Annotated in this window: 13 protein-coding genes; 5 read left to right on the forward strand and 8 right to left on the reverse strand. The window is 64.8% G+C overall.

Features of this window, described 5'->3' with window-relative positions; all coding sequences use genetic code 11:
• The first annotated feature begins 91 nt into the window (after positions 1-91).
• Positions 92-1,031, forward strand: a protein-coding gene (locus tag BLV07_RS32385) for an IS630 family transposase (RefSeq protein WP_502690207.1) whose coding sequence is annotated in 2 segments (ribosomal slippage) — positions 92-429 and positions 428-1,031 — 942 coding nt in all. Because the reading frame shifts where the segments join, the coding sequence is not laid out codon by codon here.
• A gap of 104 nt (positions 1,032-1,135) precedes the next feature.
• Here the strand turns inward: BLV07_RS32385 and hemC are convergent.
• The 3 genes from hemC to BLV07_RS32400 form a co-directional block, all read right to left on the reverse strand.
• The gene (gene hemC, locus BLV07_RS32390) at positions 1,136-2,116 is read right to left on the reverse strand and encodes a hydroxymethylbilane synthase (RefSeq protein WP_091894064.1); all 981 of its coding nucleotides are present in this window, start codon (positions 2,114-2,116) and stop codon (positions 1,136-1,138) included.
• Between the two features lie 81 nt (positions 2,117-2,197).
• Positions 2,198-3,823: a GMC family oxidoreductase gene (locus tag BLV07_RS32395; RefSeq protein WP_091894066.1), complete on the reverse strand. Its 1,626-nt coding sequence runs from the start codon at positions 3,821-3,823 to the stop codon at positions 2,198-2,200.
• Positions 3,824-4,114: 291 nt separating this feature from the next.
• Complete coding sequence (locus BLV07_RS32400; protein WP_091894068.1) at positions 4,115-4,705, reverse strand: TetR/AcrR family transcriptional regulator; 591 nt, start codon at positions 4,703-4,705, stop codon at positions 4,115-4,117.
• A 173-nt stretch (positions 4,706-4,878) separates the two neighbouring features.
• Between BLV07_RS32400 and BLV07_RS32405 the strand changes: the two genes are divergently transcribed.
• Positions 4,879-5,244: a nuclear transport factor 2 family protein gene (locus BLV07_RS32405; RefSeq protein ID WP_091894070.1), complete on the forward strand. Its 366-nt coding sequence runs from the start codon at positions 4,879-4,881 to the stop codon at positions 5,242-5,244.
• A 317-nt stretch (positions 5,245-5,561) separates the two neighbouring features.
• Positions 5,562-7,523: a putative bifunctional diguanylate cyclase/phosphodiesterase gene (locus BLV07_RS32410; protein WP_091894072.1), complete on the forward strand. Its 1,962-nt coding sequence runs from the start codon at positions 5,562-5,564 to the stop codon at positions 7,521-7,523.
• 208 nt (positions 7,524-7,731) lie between these two features.
• Here the strand turns inward: BLV07_RS32410 and BLV07_RS32415 are convergent, their stop codons facing one another.
• The 4 genes from BLV07_RS32415 to pgm form a co-directional block, all read right to left on the reverse strand.
• Positions 7,732-8,712 carry a PDR/VanB family oxidoreductase gene (locus tag BLV07_RS32415; RefSeq protein ID WP_091894074.1) on the reverse strand — a complete coding sequence of 327 codons (981 nt, stop codon included), beginning with the start codon at positions 8,710-8,712 and terminating at the stop codon, positions 7,732-7,734.
• A gap of 10 nt (positions 8,713-8,722) precedes the next feature.
• Positions 8,723-9,475, reverse strand: coding sequence for a GntR family transcriptional regulator (locus BLV07_RS32420; protein ID WP_091894076.1), 753 nt, complete (start codon positions 9,473-9,475; stop codon positions 8,723-8,725).
• 3 nt (positions 9,476-9,478) lie between these two features.
• On the reverse strand, positions 9,479-10,528 hold the full coding sequence (locus tag BLV07_RS32425; protein WP_091894078.1) for an aromatic ring-hydroxylating dioxygenase subunit alpha: 1,050 nt from the start codon (positions 10,526-10,528) through the stop codon (positions 9,479-9,481).
• A gap of 292 nt (positions 10,529-10,820) precedes the next feature.
• On the reverse strand, positions 10,821-12,467 hold the full coding sequence (pgm, locus tag BLV07_RS32430; RefSeq protein ID WP_091894081.1) for a phosphoglucomutase (alpha-D-glucose-1,6-bisphosphate-dependent): 1,647 nt from the start codon (positions 12,465-12,467) through the stop codon (positions 10,821-10,823).
• Positions 12,468-12,593: 126 nt separating this feature from the next.
• Here pgm and BLV07_RS32435 point away from each other — a divergent pair, with 126 nt between their 5' ends.
• Both BLV07_RS32435 and BLV07_RS32440 read left to right on the forward strand, forming a co-directional pair.
• The gene (locus tag BLV07_RS32435; RefSeq protein WP_091894083.1) at positions 12,594-12,797 is read left to right on the forward strand and encodes a hypothetical protein; all 204 of its coding nucleotides are present in this window, start codon (positions 12,594-12,596) and stop codon (positions 12,795-12,797) included.
• Positions 12,798-12,979: 182 nt separating this feature from the next.
• Positions 12,980-13,783 (forward strand): transglycosylase SLT domain-containing protein, encoded by an 804-nt coding sequence (locus BLV07_RS32440; RefSeq protein WP_091894085.1) that lies wholly within the window; start codon positions 12,980-12,982, stop codon positions 13,781-13,783.
• Between the two features lie 21 nt (positions 13,784-13,804).
• On the opposite strand, the gene BLV07_RS32445 is transcribed toward BLV07_RS32440, so the two are convergent.
• Positions 13,805-14,620 (reverse strand): response regulator transcription factor, encoded by an 816-nt coding sequence (locus tag BLV07_RS32445; protein WP_091894087.1) that lies wholly within the window; start codon positions 14,618-14,620, stop codon positions 13,805-13,807.
• Positions 14,621-14,829: the final 209 nt, after the last annotated feature.

The following is a 14,829-nucleotide window of genomic DNA, read 5'->3' on the forward strand; positions in this document are numbered from 1 at the left end:
CTAGAGCATGTTGGGCTCGAATTGAATCGCAGGGATTCCCAAAGGGAGCGAACCGTGATTCATCCTTGAGGCCGGGAGGAGGCCGGCAGGGATGGCGCATGGAGAGGCTCTTCGCATTCGGGTGATCAAGGCCGTCGTTGAGGATGGCCTTTCGCGGAACGAGGCGGCCCGGATATTCCGGGTCGGGATCGCGAGCGCGATCCGCTGGGTGAAGGCGTTCGAGGAAACGCAGCGCACGGCGGCTTTGCCGACCGGCGGTGATCGGCGTTCTGTGCTGAAGCCGCATCGGGACTGGCTCTTGGAACTTCGGCGCAAAGAGAACGATCTGACGCTCGATGCGATCGCCGAGCGACTGCTTCGCAGGCATGGCGTCGAAGCCGACAAGTCGATGCTGTCGCGCTTCTTTGCCGGTGAGGGCATTAGCTTCAAAAAAAACCGTGCACGCCAGCGAACAGGATCGTCCCGACGTCGTTGAGCGCCGACAAGCGTGGCGGTGCGCGCAAACCAGCCTTGGCGGTCGGCTCATCTTCCTCGACGAGACCTGGACGACGACGGCGATGACGCGTCGTTACGCCTGGGCCAATGTCGGCACACGCGCCTTGGGCCATGCGCCGCACGGACATTGGAAGACGACGACGTTCCTTGCCGGCCTGACCTGCGAGGGGCTGATAGCGCCGTTTGTGCTCGACGGGCCGATCAACGCCGAGTGCTTCTTCGCCTATGTCGAGCAAATCCTCGTCCCCACCCTGCGCGAAGGCGACACGGTGATCCTCGACAATTTGTCGAGCCATAAGAATGAAGCGGCCGCGCGTCTCATCGCCGGTGCCGGTGCGCGGCTTCTGTTCCTGCCGCCCTACAGCCCCGATCTCAATCCGATCGAGATGGCCTTCGCCAAACTCAAGGAACTGTTGCGACAAGCCCAAGCTCGAACCGTCGATGCCCTCTGGGACCTCATCGGCCGCACTCTCAGCCTCTTTACCCCTGTCGAATGCGCCAACTACATCCGTCATTGCGGGTATAATCCGCTTTGATCGCAACTCGCTCTAGGCCGGCATGACTCACCCCGCGCGTTTGACACGTCGGGCAAAACAGGCGCAGGATGACACCATCGCCGATTGTGATTTCGCGGGCAGGCTCAGCGCGGCCGGCTGCGTTCGATGATCTCGGCGGCCCCCCTGGCCAACAGATCCAACGCCACAGCACGGCCGAGCTCGCGCGGACGATTGGCGGGGCCTGAGCGCGAGGCCTCGATGATGGTATTGCCGGAGAGGTCGAGCACAGATGCGGACAGCGACATCTGATCGCCGGCAATGGTCGAGAACCCCGCCACCGGCGAATTGCAGTGGCCGTTGAGCACCCACAGCACTTCGCGCTCGGCATCGGCACAGGCATGCGCGGCGGGATCGTCGATCGATGAAAGGATCTGCCGCGTCTGCCAGTCCTGCGCCGCGCATTCGACCGCGACGATGCCCTGACCCGCCGCAGGCAGCATCTCCGCCGCGGTGAATTCGTAGGCGATGCGGCTGGAAAGACCGACGCGGTCGAGGCCCGACCGCGCCATGATCAGTGCATCGGCCGGCCCCACCGCGCCGCCATCCGGCAGGCGCTGCTTCTCGCCATTGTCGAGCTTGCGCACGCGCGTGTCGGCGGCGCCGCGGAAGTGGATCACCTCCACCTCCGGAAACAGGCGCCGCGCATAGGCGGCCCGGCGGACGGCGTTGGTCCCGATCTTGAAACCCTTGCCGCGGGACTGGCGCAGCGCCTCCAGCGTCACGCCGCCGCGCAGCACCAGCGCGTCACTGGGCGGATCGCGCGACAAGGTGGCGCCGATGACAAGGCCGGGCGTGTCCTCGTTGCCCGGCATGTCCTTCAGCGAATGCATCGCCGCCTGGAGCTCGCCCGACAGGACGGCGGCGCGGATCTGCGCCACGAAGGCGCCGCCCTTGCCGCCGTGCGGCAGAAGCTTGCTGGTCTGGTCGAGATCGCCCGTGGTGTCGAACTTGACGATCTCGATGTCCAGATCGGGCACAGCGGCGGTCAGGCGGCGTGCAATCTCTTCCGTCTGTGCCAGCGCCATCGCGCTCTTGCGGGTGCCGATCTTGAATCGCGTAGCCAAGTCCTTATCCTTTCGAGACGCGTCATTTTGTTTGAGCATGATCTTATCGGAAAACCGGTTCCCACTTTTCCGGATCATGCTCTAACGCGCATCCTCCAATATCATGTCGGAGGCCTTTTCGGCGATCATGATGATCGGCGCGTTGGTGTTCCCCGACACGAGGTCCGGCATGACCGAGCCGTCGACCACGCGAAGGCCGTCGAGCCCCCTCACCTTCAGCCGCTGGTCGACCACCGCGAGCGCGTCATTGCCCATACGACAGGTCGAGGTCGGATGGTAGATGGTGCTGCCGCGCTCGCGGCAATAATCGAGCAACTCGGCGTCCGTGGATACCTTCGCGCCGGGATCGTACTCATTGACCACGAACGGCTTCATCGCCGGCGCGTTCAATATCTTGCGCAGGATCTTCAGGCCCTCGACATTGGTGCTGCGGTCGGTCTCGGTCGACATGTAGTTGATGCGGATCTCGGGTGGCACGGTCGGGTCGGCACTTTTGATGCGCAAGGTTCCGCGGCTTTCGGGCCGGAGCTGGCACACGGAGGCGGTGAAGCCGGAGAAATCGTGCAGTTTCTCGCCCATCTTGTCGGTCGAGAACGGCAGGAAGTGCACCTGGATGTCGGGTGACGCCAGCCGCGGGCTGGTCTTGAAGAACGCACCCGCCGTGCCCGCGGCGATCGTCAGCCAGCCCTTCCGGAACAGCGCATAGCGCGCCCCAGCCATCGTGCGGCGGAGCGGATGATTGATCGTGTCGTTCAGCGTGATCTTCTGCGAGCAACGCATCACGATGCGGACCTGCATGTGGTCCTGGAGGTCATGGCCGACACCGGGAGCATCGAGCACGATGTCTATGCCGTGCTTGCGCAAGAGATCGGCGGGACCGACGCCGGAGAGCTGAAGCAGTTGCGGCGAGTTGTAGGCTCCGCTCGACAGCACGATTTCCTTGCGGGCCCGCGCGCGGCGCAAGGCCGCGCCTTGCCGGTATTCGACGCCGACGGCGCGGCGCCCTTCGAACAGGACGCGCTGGGCGAGTGCGGAGGTCTCGATCTTGAGATTGCTGCGGGTCTTCGCCGGGCCGAGATAGGCCACCGCCGTCGAGGCGCGCCGGCCGTTGCGCGTCGTGGTCTGGAACAGGCCGACGCCTTCCTGCGTGGCGCCATTGAAGTCAGGGTTGTAGGGCAGACCGGTCTCGACCGCAGCGTCGATGAAGGCTTTCGACAGCGGATCGGTCACGATCATGTTGGAGACCGGCAGCGGCCCGCCGCTGCCGTGATATTGATCGGCGCCGCGGGATTGGTTCTCGGCCTTCTTGAAGTAGGGCAACACGTCGTCATAGCCCCAGCCGGTGTTGCCGAGCTGGCGCCAGCGGTCATAGTCCTCGTGCTGGCCGCGGACATAGAGCAGGCCGTTGATCGAGCTCGAGCCGCCCAGCGTCTTGCCGCGCGGCTGGAACACCTGCCGTCCCTTCAGCTCGGGCTCCGGCTCGGTCTGATACATCCAGTTGACCGTCTTCTCCTTGAACAGCTTGCCGTAGCCGAGCGGGACGTGGATCCAGATGTTGGAATCCTTCGGGCCGGCCTCGAGCAGCAGCACGCTGTGCTTGCCATTCGCAGAGAGCCTGTTGGCGAGCACGCAGCCGGCGGAGCCGGCACCGACGATGATGTAGTCGAATTCGGGATCGGACGGCGCGAGCGAGGAATTTGCGTTCATGCGCTACTGTTCTTTTTGTTGGTGTTGGCGTTTCCAGTTTCGTCACTTAGAGCAGGCTAAATTCGATCAGCGATGCGAGCTTCACCTCTCCCCGACGGGGAGAGGTCGGATTGCGCTCGGCGATGCGAAGCATCGTCCGTAGCAATCCGGGTGAGGGGCCGCAACGGCGAGTGAGACTGTAACCCCTCACCCGGATTGCATCTTCGATGCAATCCGACCTCTCCCTACGGGAGAGGTGAATCCGAGTTCTTGGCTCGCATCGCCTACAAAACTGATCTCGCATTAGCACAATCATGCACGCAGGCGCAGCGCCTCGACCAGCGACCTGAACGCACGGGCATATTCCCCGCCCGCCCTTGCGATATCGGCGCGCCCGGCGCAGGCGACCGCGGCTTCCGTGACGGCGCCGAGCAGCAGCCGTGCCAGCGGCTCGACGGGCTGGCGCGCGATCAGGCCGGCCTCCATCGCCGCCGCGATCGCGCGCGGCAGCTTGCCGCCAAAGTGCTTGGCGTCGATCTCGCGCCAGCGTTCCCAGCCGAGCACGGCGGGCCCGTCACGCAGGATGATCTGCTCGGTGGGGCCCTTTGCCGTCGCCGCAAAGTAATGCTGGATGCCGGCGACCATGGCGGCGAGAACGTCCTTCTCGGCGCGCGCGGCGCTGTCGATCTCGACGACGAGATCGCGCGAGACCTGGTCGAACACGGCTTCGAACACCGCCTCCTTGGTCTTGAAGTGATGATAGACCGCGCCCTTGGCAATGCGGGCGGCCTCGGCGATCTCATCCATGGTGGTGGCGGCGAATCCTTGTGTCCCGAACAGGCGGCGTGCCGCCGTCAGGATCGCTTCCATCGTCGCCGCGCGCCGTTCCGCCTGCTTCGCCATGTGCCTCGTCGAGGTCCACCTCTCCCCGACGGGGAGAGGTGTTCTGAGTTCTCGGCTCGCATCGATTCAACTCACTCTCGCTTTAATCCAATCGAGCACCGGTGGCCAGTTGACTTTTCGACCACCGGTCGGTATTTACCGACTATCAGTCGGTTTTAATTGCGAGGTGTTCCATGCCGAGCCGTGACATTGTCGAAGCGTTTGCGCGGCGGCTGGAAGCCGGAGACTTCATCGGCGCCATCGAACAGTTCTGCACGCCTGATGCCGTGACCTACGAGAACAACGCCACCCCAACGGTCGGACGCGACAAGCTCGTCGCCAAGGAACGCGGCGTGCTGGCGGCGTCCAAGGACGTCAAGGCCGTGCGTATCGGGCCGAGCCTGATCGAGGGCGACCACGTCGCGACCCGCTGGGTCTTCAGCTTCACCAATGCCGAGGGCGTCACGCGGACACTGGACGAGATCGCGTGGCAGACCTGGCGGGGCGACCAGCTGGTCGAGGAACGGTTTTATTATGACCCGAAGCAACTGGGGCGGTGATACACCTCCCTCTCGCCCTACCACCGCTGTCATCGCCCGCGAAGGCGGGGCGATCCAGTACGCCGCGGCGGCTGTGATGGGTCGAGGGGCCGCGGCGTACTGGATGCCCCGCCTGCGCGGGGCATGACAGCGGAGTTAGGGGCGAACTTTTCCTGCCATCACGCATTTGTATCGATTTGTTATCGATACCTTCGTTTGAACACGTAGAAGTGCTCACTCCGATTGCGGCAGCTAGGGATAATTCATAGTTCGTCAAAGGTTTGCAGCGAATTTTCCGCTTCTAGCCGGACAATCGGCCGATGCTGCTAGGCTCTGGAATGCGGACTCAAACGACCAGCTATTTCGCGCGGCTGTTCGCCGGCGATCTGTCGGCCTTTGGCGGTCCCGCAACCGACGAGGCCGTGGCCGGCCATATCCGGGCCGAGCAGATGTCGCTGGTGCTCGGCTATTCGGTCGGCATCATGCTTGCCAATGCCTGCAACGCCATTGTGCTGGCCATCGCGCTGTGGCAGTCGCCGGACAGGATGCCCGCCCTGATCTGGGCGGCCGCAGTTGCCAGCGCCGCGATCGGGTTCGGCGTGCAATCCCACGCCGCGCGCCGCATCACCAAACCGCAATTCGTCTCGCGCCGCGCCATGCACCGGCTGGTGCGCAACGCCTTCATCCTTGGCGCGGCCTGGGGCATCGTCCCGGTCGCCTTCTTCGGCGATGCTTCGACCGGCGGCCAGCTCGTCATCACCTGCCTCTGCTCGGGCATGCTGGCCGGCGGCGCGCTGGCCTTCGCCACGATCCCGATCGCGGCCATCGCGTTCACGGCGCCCATCTTCCTCGGCATCGCCATCTGCCTCGGCAGGAACGGCGATCTCGCCTTCCTGCTGATCGCCTTCCTGGTCGTGGTCTACGGAAGCGTGCTGCTGCGCGGCGTGTTCGTCAATTCGTTCGCGTTCGCGCGGCGCGTGATACGGCAGATCGAGGCGGAGCGCACGGTGCGGCAGGATCCCCTCACCCATTTGCCCAACCGCGTCGCCTTCAACGAAACGCTCGATGCCGCGCTCAAACGACTGGCATTGTCCGGTGAGGAATTCGCGGTGCTGCTGCTCGACCTCGACCGCTTCAAGGAGGTCAACGACCAGTTCGGTCATCCCGCCGGCGACGAATTCCTGGTCCAGGTCGCAAGCCGCCTGCAACGCTGCACGCGCGCGGCCGAGCATGTCGCGCGCATCGGCGGCGACGAGTTCGCGCTGGTCATGAACAATCTGGCGCGGCCGGAAGATGCGCTCGAGATCGCCGAGCGCTTCGTTGCTGCCTTCACCGAGCCGTTCCAGATCGAGGGCCGCCAGATCGTCGGCGCGACCAGCGTCGGCATCGTGCTGGCGCCGCGCGACGGCACCATGCCGCTTGACGTCATGAAGAATGCCGATGCCGCGCTCTATCGCGCCAAGAAGGCGGGAGCCGGCACGGTCTGCTTTTTCGAGACCAGCGACGACAGGGTGTCGCGCGACCGCAAGGCGCTGCAATCGGACCTCGCGGGCGCGATCGCGAGGGACGAGCTGTTCCTGGTGTTCCAACCGTTCCTCGATCTCGGCGACAACCGCATCACCGGATTCGAGGCGCTGCTGCGGTGGCAGCATCCCGCGCGCGGGCTGGTGCCGCCGAGCGAATTCATCCCGATCGCCGAGGAGACCGGGCTGATCCACGAGATCGGCGAATGGGTCATCCGCCGCGCCTGCGCGACGGTGGCGCAATGGCCGGACGAGATCAGGGTCGCCGTGAATTTCTCCGCGGCGCAATTTCACAACACCGGCGTCCTCCAGACCATCGTGCAGGCGCTTGCCGATGCGAAGGTCTCACCCAGCCGGCTCGAGATCGAGATCACGGAATCGATGCTGCTGTCGAAATACGGCTCGGCCGCATCGGTCCTGAATGCGCTGCTGGAGCTCGGCGTCACCGTAGCGCTCGACGATTTCGGGACGGGCTTCTCCTCGCTCACCTATTTGCGCAAGCTGCCGTTCAGCCGCATCAAGATCGACCAGTCCTTCATCAGCGACGTGTTGGTGCAGCCGGACTGCGCCGCCATCGTGAAGTCGGTGATCTCGCTCGCGCGGGACCTGCGCATCGGCGTCGTCGCCGAAGGCGTCGAGACGACAGACCAGCTCGAATATCTGCGCCAGATCAGTTGCGACGAGGTGCAGGGCTATCTGATCAGCCGGCCGGTGGCGGCCGATGCCGTGCTGGCGCTGCTGGACGCGAAGAAGTATCGGGCGACTTACGCGGCGTAGGTGGAAATTATAGTGGGCCTGAGAGCCGGCGATGAGCCCCCTCTCCCGCTTGCGGGAGAGGGCTGGGGAGAGGGTCTCTCCACGGAGGGACTCCCCAAGAGGAGAGAGCCCTCACCCGGCGCTTCGCGCCGACCTCTCCCGCAAGCGGGCGAGGTGGAGCCCTGGGCGCCGTCCATTCCTCCGAACAGACTCCCGCTCCGGGCTCGCCTCACATCGCATCCGCGCGCAGCAGCGTGTCCACCGTGATCGTGCCCCGCGCGCGGGAGACGCAGGCGCAGATCTTCTGGTTGCTCTGCTTCTGGTGGTCGCTGAAAAAGACGTCGCGATGATCGATCTCGCCGTCGACCTCGACGACGTCGATGGCGCAGAGACCGCACTCGCCGCGCTTGCAGTCGTACATCACGTCGTGGCCGCTGGCGTTGAGCACGTCAAGCATCGAGCGTTCGCGTGGAATCTCGAGCTCGACATTCGAGCCCTTCAAGCGCACCCGGAACGTCTCGGTCGGCAGCGTGCCGCTGGAGCCGAACGTCTCGTAGCGGAGATCTGAAAGCGGATGGCCGGCGCCGATCCAGGCATGGCGCGCGGCATCGAGCATGCGCATCGGGCCGCAGAACAGCGCGAGCGTGCCTTGGGGAAGCGAGGCGAACAGGGCGTCGAGATCGAGGCGCTTGCCTTCGTCGCTGGCATGAACGACCAGGCGATCGCCGAGCAGCGCGGCGAGATCGTCGAGATAGGCGGCTTCGCTGCGCGAACGCACGGCATAGTGCAGCGTGACGTCAGCGCCGCGGCGGGCCAGCGCCTGCGCGGCACCGAGGATCGGCGTGATGCCGATGCCGCCGGCGATCAGGCAATAATTTTCGCGCGCCCAGTCCACCGCAAGCAGCGAGGCGGGCTGCGTGATGTCGAGCCGCGCGCCTGGCGCTAATTGCCACATATAGCGCGAGCCGCCGCGGGAATCCTCGGCGCGGCGCACCGCGATCTTGAAGCCGTGGGACGAAGCTTCGCCGACCAGCGAATAGGACCGCGTCTCCGGCAGGCCGTCGATGCTGACGCTGACATTGATGTGGCTGCCGACCGGATAGGCCGCACCGTCGAACTGATCGGGCCGGATCAGGAATTCGCGGATGCCAGGTGCGAGATCGCGGGTCGAGACGAGCGTCGCCGGAATCCAGGTTTCGATGAAGCGCATGGTGATTGCCTCAATCGTTTGCGGTCTTGATCAGCGCGAGCGCCGGCAAGAGGTCGAGATGGGTCCGGTTGCGCAGCGCGAGCCGCAGGTTTCGTACCGCGAGCCGCGCATGCTCGCGCATGACGGCTTCGGCGCGCGCGCCTTCGCGGTTCTCGATCGCGTCGATCACCACGCGGTGATGCTCCTGTCCGATGATCAGGATCTGCTGCGCCTCGGGCAGCGCCGATTGCGCCATCACGAACCCGCTCGGCGAGGCGAACGGCAGCGCCGAGGCGCGGTCGATCTGCCGGATCAAGGGCGGGCTGCGCGACAATTCCGTAAGCAGGGCGTGGAAGCGCGCGTTCAGCGTGACGTAAGACGAAAATGCGTCGACCGAGATCGGCACCTGGCGCAGCAATTCGTCGATCGCGGCGAGACACTCCTTCAGCGGCTCGAGCTCGCGCGCGGAGACGCCGCGCTCGGCGGCAAAGCGCGCGGCGAGGCCTTCCAGCGTGCCGCGCAGCTCGATGGAGTCGGAGATATCGCGCTCCGAGAACGCCTTCACCATGAAGCCGCCGGAGGGGATCGCCTCCAACAGGCCCTCCTCCTCCAGCCGCACCAGCGCCATGCGCACCGGCGTGCGCGAGACGCCTGTCGTCTCCACCGCCTGGAGCTCGGAAATGCGCTCGCCCGGACGCAATGAGCCCGACAGGATCTGGTCGCGCAGCGCGAGCTGTGCCTTCACGGTCTGCGAGACGGAGCGGTCAACCTCACGTTCGGCCATCGTCTACTCCGCGGCCTGGAGATGTGTTGGTGCGTTTTCCTTCGCCACCATGCGATCAATCAGCTTGCGCGACCACATCGCGCCGGCATCGATGTTGAGGTTGTAGAAGATGCGATCCGGGTTCTCGTCCATCGCGCGCTGCTGTGCTTCGAGGATCAGCTCGTCCTCATGGAAGATGCCGGAGACGCCGTCGCGGATCTCGGTGGTGATGCGCTGCTCGCCGAGACGATAGTTGCGCACGAAGGCCCAGAAATAATGGCAGGTCTTCTCGGTCTCCGGCGTGATGGTGTTGAGCACGAACCCGTTGACGCCCTGCGAGCGGTCGCCTTCCGGCGCGCCGGTGCCGGTCGGCGCCACGCCGACGTCGATGGCGATGGTGCACGGGGCCTCGAAACGGATGATCTGCCAGCGGTCGACGAGGCCGGGCTTGCCGAGCTGCTTGGCCCAGAACGGCGGCGGCTCGATGCCGCGCATCCAGCGCGTCACCGTCACCGTCTTCTCGCCATGGGTGACGTCGAACGGCGCCTCGGCCACCGCATCGTTACCGATCGAAGAGCCATGCACGAAGGTCTCGTGGGTGAGATCCATGAGATTGTCGAGCACGAGACGATAGTCGCATTTGACGTGGATGGTCTTGCCGTCGCCGGCCCAGGCCGGATCGTGATTCCAGTGCATGTCCGGAACCAGCGCGGGATCGGCCAGCGCGGGATCGCCCATCCAGAGCCAGATGTAGCGGTGCCGCTCGACCACGGGATAGGCGCGCACACAGGCGGACGGATTGATGGTCTCCTGCGAGGGCATGAAGGTGCAGCGGCCCTGCGCGTTGTATTTCAGGCCGTGATAGCCGCAAACGACGGTGTCGCCTTCGAGCCGGCCCTTGGACAACGGCACCAGGCGGTGCCAGCAGGCATCCTCCAGCGCGGCGACCGAGCCATCGGCCTTGCGGTACATCACGATGTGCTTGCCGCAGATCGTCCGCGGCAACAGCGCCGGCCTCACCTCGGCATCCCAGGCGGCGGCGTACCAGGCGTTCATGGGGAAGGGTTTTGTCATCGGTCTCGCTCCCACGGCTTATGCATACGTTATGTATACAATAGCGGGGGCATGGAGATCATTCAAGCTCAAAAATAGCGTATCTAATTACCGTATCCACCTATGCTGTATACAAACTTATCCACCGTCATTCCCCGCGAAGGCGGGGGATCCAGTACTCCGCGGCGAACATTGGGTTCACACAACTCTTGCCGCGGAGTACTGGATCGCCCGCCTGCGCGGGCGATGACACCGGAGGATACGGCGCGTCCTCCCTTGGAGGGACAGTGAGAGCGGCACTCGGGCCCGAATGCTACGCCCCGAACACCTTCGCCAGCCCGGCCTTGGCTTCCTCCTGAATCCGCGTCAGGTGCTCGGTGCTGCGGAAGCTTTCCGCGTAGATCTTGTAGACGTCCTCCGTCCCCGACGGCCTGGCCGCGAACCAGCCGAAATCGGTCTCGACCTTGATGCCACCGAACGGCTGGCCGTTGCCGGGCGCCTTGCTCAGGGTGGCGCGGACGGGATCGCCGGCGAGGTCCTTGAGGCCGAGCTGCTCCGGTGTGACTGATTTCAGGATGGTCTTCTGCGGCCCGGTGGCGGCGACGTCGATGCGCGCGTAATGGGGCACGCCGAACTCGGCGGTGAGGTCATTGAAGAGCTGGCTGGGATCACGGCCAGTCCTGGCCATGATCTCGGCGGCGAGCAGGCCGAGGATGACGCCGTCCTTGTCGGTGGTCCATACCGTACCGTCGCGGCGCAGGAACGAGGCGCCCGCGCTCTCCTCGCCGCCGAAGCCAAAAGAGCCCGTGAGGAGGCCGTCGACGAACCATTTGAAGCCGACCGGCGTCTCGACCAGCTTGCGGCCGAGCTTTTTTGCAACACGGTCGATGATCGAGCTCGACACCACAGTCTTGCCGATCGCGGCATCCTTGCCCCAGTTCGGACGGTGCGCGAACAGATACGAGATCGCGGTCGCGAGATAATGATTCGGATTCATCAGGCCGCCAGTGCGCGTCACGATGCCGTGGCGATCGGCGTCGGTGTCGTTGGCAAAGGCGACGTCGAAGCGGTCGCGCATCCCGATCAGGCTCGCCATGGCGTAGGGCGAGGAGCAGTCCATGCGGATCTTGCCGTCCCAGTCGACCGTCATGAAGCGGAAGGTCGGATCGATCGCCTCGTTCACGACGGTGGCCTTGAGGCCGTAGCGCTCGATGATCGGATGCCAATAATGCACGGCGGCACCGCCGAGCGGATCGATGCCGATCGTGACGCCGGCGGATTTGACCAGGTCGAGATCGACGACATTGCCGAGATCGGCCACGTAAGGCGTGATGAAATCATAGGCGTGGACGTTCGCGGATTTCTTCGCCTTGGCGTAATCGATGCGCTTCACGCCCTTGAGGGCGTCGGCGAGATAAGCATTGGCGCGCTTCTCGACCACGCCGGTGACGTCGGTGTCGGCGGGGCCGCCATGCGGCGGATTGTATTTATAGCCGCCGTCTTCGGGGGGATTGTGCGAGGGCGTGATCACGACGCCATCGGCGAGGCCGCTCGTACGCCCTTTGTTGTAGGTCAGGATCGCGTGTGAGACCACCGGTGTCGGCGTGTAGCCGCCGTCCTTGTCGATCATGACGTCGACACTGTTGGCCGCGAACACCTCGATGGCGCTGACCAGGGCCGGCTCTGCCAGCGCATGGGTATCGATGCCGATGAAGAGCGGGCCAGTCAGCCCCTTTTCTCTTCTGTAGTCACAAATCGCCTGCGTGGTCGCGAGGATGTGGCCCTCGTTGAAGGTGTTCTTGAACGAGGTGCCGCGATGACCCGAGGTGCCGAACGCAACCCGTTGCGCGGGGTCGGCCGCATCCGGCTTGCCGGCGAAATATTCCGTAACCAGCCGCGGAATATTGGTGAGCGCGTCCGGCGAGGCCTGCTTGCCCGCCGCGGGATGAACATCAGCCACTGAAATACCTCGTCCTTGTCAAATTGAGGCCTGCCGCACCATAGCATTGGGCTTGCACGCGCCAACTCAAAAGCCATTGGCCGACACCGGCAACAAATGGCCGCATTTGGGCCCATGAATAGTGACATGACCATTTTCGCAACGACCCTGCTGCTCGCCAGTTCCTTGGCGCTATCGTCTCCGGCACACGTCGGGCGAACCGACGTCGAACTCAACCCGATGCTGCGCAACGCGGCCGTGGATCATGACCTCGCCAAGGTGAAGCAGCAGTTCGAACGGGAGCTCCACAGCGACGCTGCAGACCGCTCCGCGGCATCCAGCCAGCGCTAGCGCCGTGGGCCGGGCGCATCCAAAGGCATTCCTGACAGCCGCACATGGCGTTTACTTCCTTGGGGCCGCCTCGAAGGAGGCAGGCACCACAATGCAAATTGCGGGATCATGCTATGGTTGATGCGTCCCCGCTGTCGCACCGCAAGGCCGGTTTGTTAACTCCAAAGCTCTATCACAGACCCATGCTGTGGGATCGGACACGCTTCAATCTTGGCGCGACGTGGGGACGCGTGGCGGTCGCCCTGCTTTTGTCGGCTCCGATCTGCGCGCAGGCCAAGGACGGCGGTCCGGATGAGCCGCGCACGACGGCGGCGGTGCCCGACGGCGGGACCGAGCTCGGCGCCGGAGAAACGCCGGCATCCCGCGCCGCGATCCGGAAGATCATCGAGAGAGAGATCGCGAACACCCATTTGCCCGCCGACATCGCCGAAGCGGTGGTCTTCGTCGAGAGCGGCTACAACCCGGCCGTGATCGGCAGCGTCGGCGAGATCGGGCTGATGCAGGTGCGGCCCGAGACCACGGCGATGCTGGGATTCCGCGGAAGCAATGCTGAACTGGCAGAGCCGGACATCAACATCCACTACGGGGTGATTTATCTCAGCCAGGCCTGGCGCCTGGCGAGCGGGGATCTCTGCCGCGCGCTCATGAAATATCGGGCGGGTCATGGCGAGGAGACGATGACGCCGCGATCGCAAGTCTATTGCAACCGGGCCCGTAACCGGCTTCTCGCGATGAATTCGAGGTCCCTGGACGTCGAAGCCGTGGCCGGTCCGGCTCCGGCGCCCCCGGCCATTCCCGCGGCTGCTGCGGCGCCGGCAAAACTGGCAAGTGCACCGAAGATGTCGACGCAGCCCAAAGCCGTCTATGCCCGCTATCGTCAGGGCACGGCCGCCGCCAGCCGCGCCTATTGGGCCGCACATGAGGCCCGGATCAGCCAAATCAAGGCTCGCCTCGAAGCAAGATGGAAGCGCGTCGCATCGCGTTGACGGGGATGCCCCGATCTGCCGCTACAGCCGCTCGCTGAGCGCGAGCTTGTAGCCGACGCCGGTGACGGTCGCGATCACGGGCGTGCCGCTACCAATGAGCTTGCGGCGCAGCCGCGCCACCAGCGCATCGACGGTGCGGATGTCGACTTCGGCCTGGCGGTTGCTGACCACCTCGATCAGATAGTCGCGGCTGAGCGGCCTGCCGTCGGCGCCGACCAGCGCGGCGAGCAGGTCGAATTCGGCGCGGGTCAACGCCACCGGCTTGCCGTCGTTGCCGAGCATCTCGCGCCGGGTCAGGTCGATGATCCAGTCGCCGAACGCGATCGAATTGTGATTGCGCGCCGCCTTGCGATCGAGCGAGCGCCGCCGCAGCACGCTGCGCGCGCGCGCGAGCAGGTCGCGCAAGTTGATCGGCTTGGTGACGTAATGGTCGCCGGCGATCTCGAGGCCGAGGATGCGATCGACGTCGGTGTCGCGGCGCGTCACGAAGATGATGCCGGCGTTGCTGGTCGCCTGGATTTCCTTGGCAAGCTCGAAGCCGTCACCGTCGGGCAGCTGCACGTCGAGGAAGACGAGATCGGTACGCGCGCGCAGTGCCTGGCGGCATTCCGCGCAGGAGCCGGCGCCGACCACGTCGAAATTGTTCTCGTCGAAATAGCCGACCAGCATCGTCCGCGTCACCGGATCGTCTTCGACGACGATCAGCCGCTCGCGGCCGGCGGGGCGCAATTCCGGACGGGCGGAATCGGCCACGATCTTGGGTGTCCTGTGTGCCTGCGGCACGGCCTGGAAATTCAGGTCCTTGCGCAACGCGCTGTCCTGTGAACGACCATTCACGACCTGTTCGAGCCCCCGAAATTGCCCGCCGCGATACTAGGCGTGTTGTGATGCCCAAACAATATTGGTCATGGTCTTGACGTATTAAGTATGAATTGGCCCACAATTCTCATCGCGTGCATGATCATGCCAGCATGATCCGCACGGCCGCCGCCGAGCCGACACCGCCAATTCGGCACATCCGGCTCCGCACAACCGCCGTTAACGTA

The sequence above is a fragment of the Bradyrhizobium sp. Rc2d genome, assembly GCF_900099855.1.
Lineage (GTDB): Bacteria > Pseudomonadota > Alphaproteobacteria > Rhizobiales > Xanthobacteraceae > Bradyrhizobium.

Excerpts from the sequence above, each read along its gene's own strand:
- BLV07_RS32395 (WP_091894066.1), bottom strand. The coding sequence starts at position 3,823 with ATGAACGCAAATTCCTCGCTCGCGCCGTCCGATCCCGAATTCGACTAC.
- BLV07_RS32400 (WP_091894068.1), bottom strand. The coding sequence starts at position 4,705 with ATGGCGAAGCAGGCGGAACGGCGCGCGGCGACGATGGAAGCGATCCTG.
- BLV07_RS32405 (WP_091894070.1), top strand. The coding sequence starts at position 4,879 with ATGCCGAGCCGTGACATTGTCGAAGCGTTTGCGCGGCGGCTGGAAGCC.
- BLV07_RS32410 (WP_091894072.1), top strand. The coding sequence starts at position 5,562 with ATGCGGACTCAAACGACCAGCTATTTCGCGCGGCTGTTCGCCGGCGAT.
- BLV07_RS32415 (WP_091894074.1), bottom strand. The coding sequence starts at position 8,712 with ATGCGCTTCATCGAAACCTGGATTCCGGCGACGCTCGTCTCGACCCGC.
- BLV07_RS32420 (WP_091894076.1), bottom strand. The coding sequence starts at position 9,475 with ATGGCCGAACGTGAGGTTGACCGCTCCGTCTCGCAGACCGTGAAGGCA.
- BLV07_RS32425 (WP_091894078.1), bottom strand. The coding sequence starts at position 10,528 with ATGACAAAACCCTTCCCCATGAACGCCTGGTACGCCGCCGCCTGGGAT.
- BLV07_RS32435 (WP_091894083.1), top strand. The coding sequence starts at position 12,594 with ATGACCATTTTCGCAACGACCCTGCTGCTCGCCAGTTCCTTGGCGCTA.
- BLV07_RS32440 (WP_091894085.1), top strand. The coding sequence starts at position 12,980 with ATGCTGTGGGATCGGACACGCTTCAATCTTGGCGCGACGTGGGGACGC.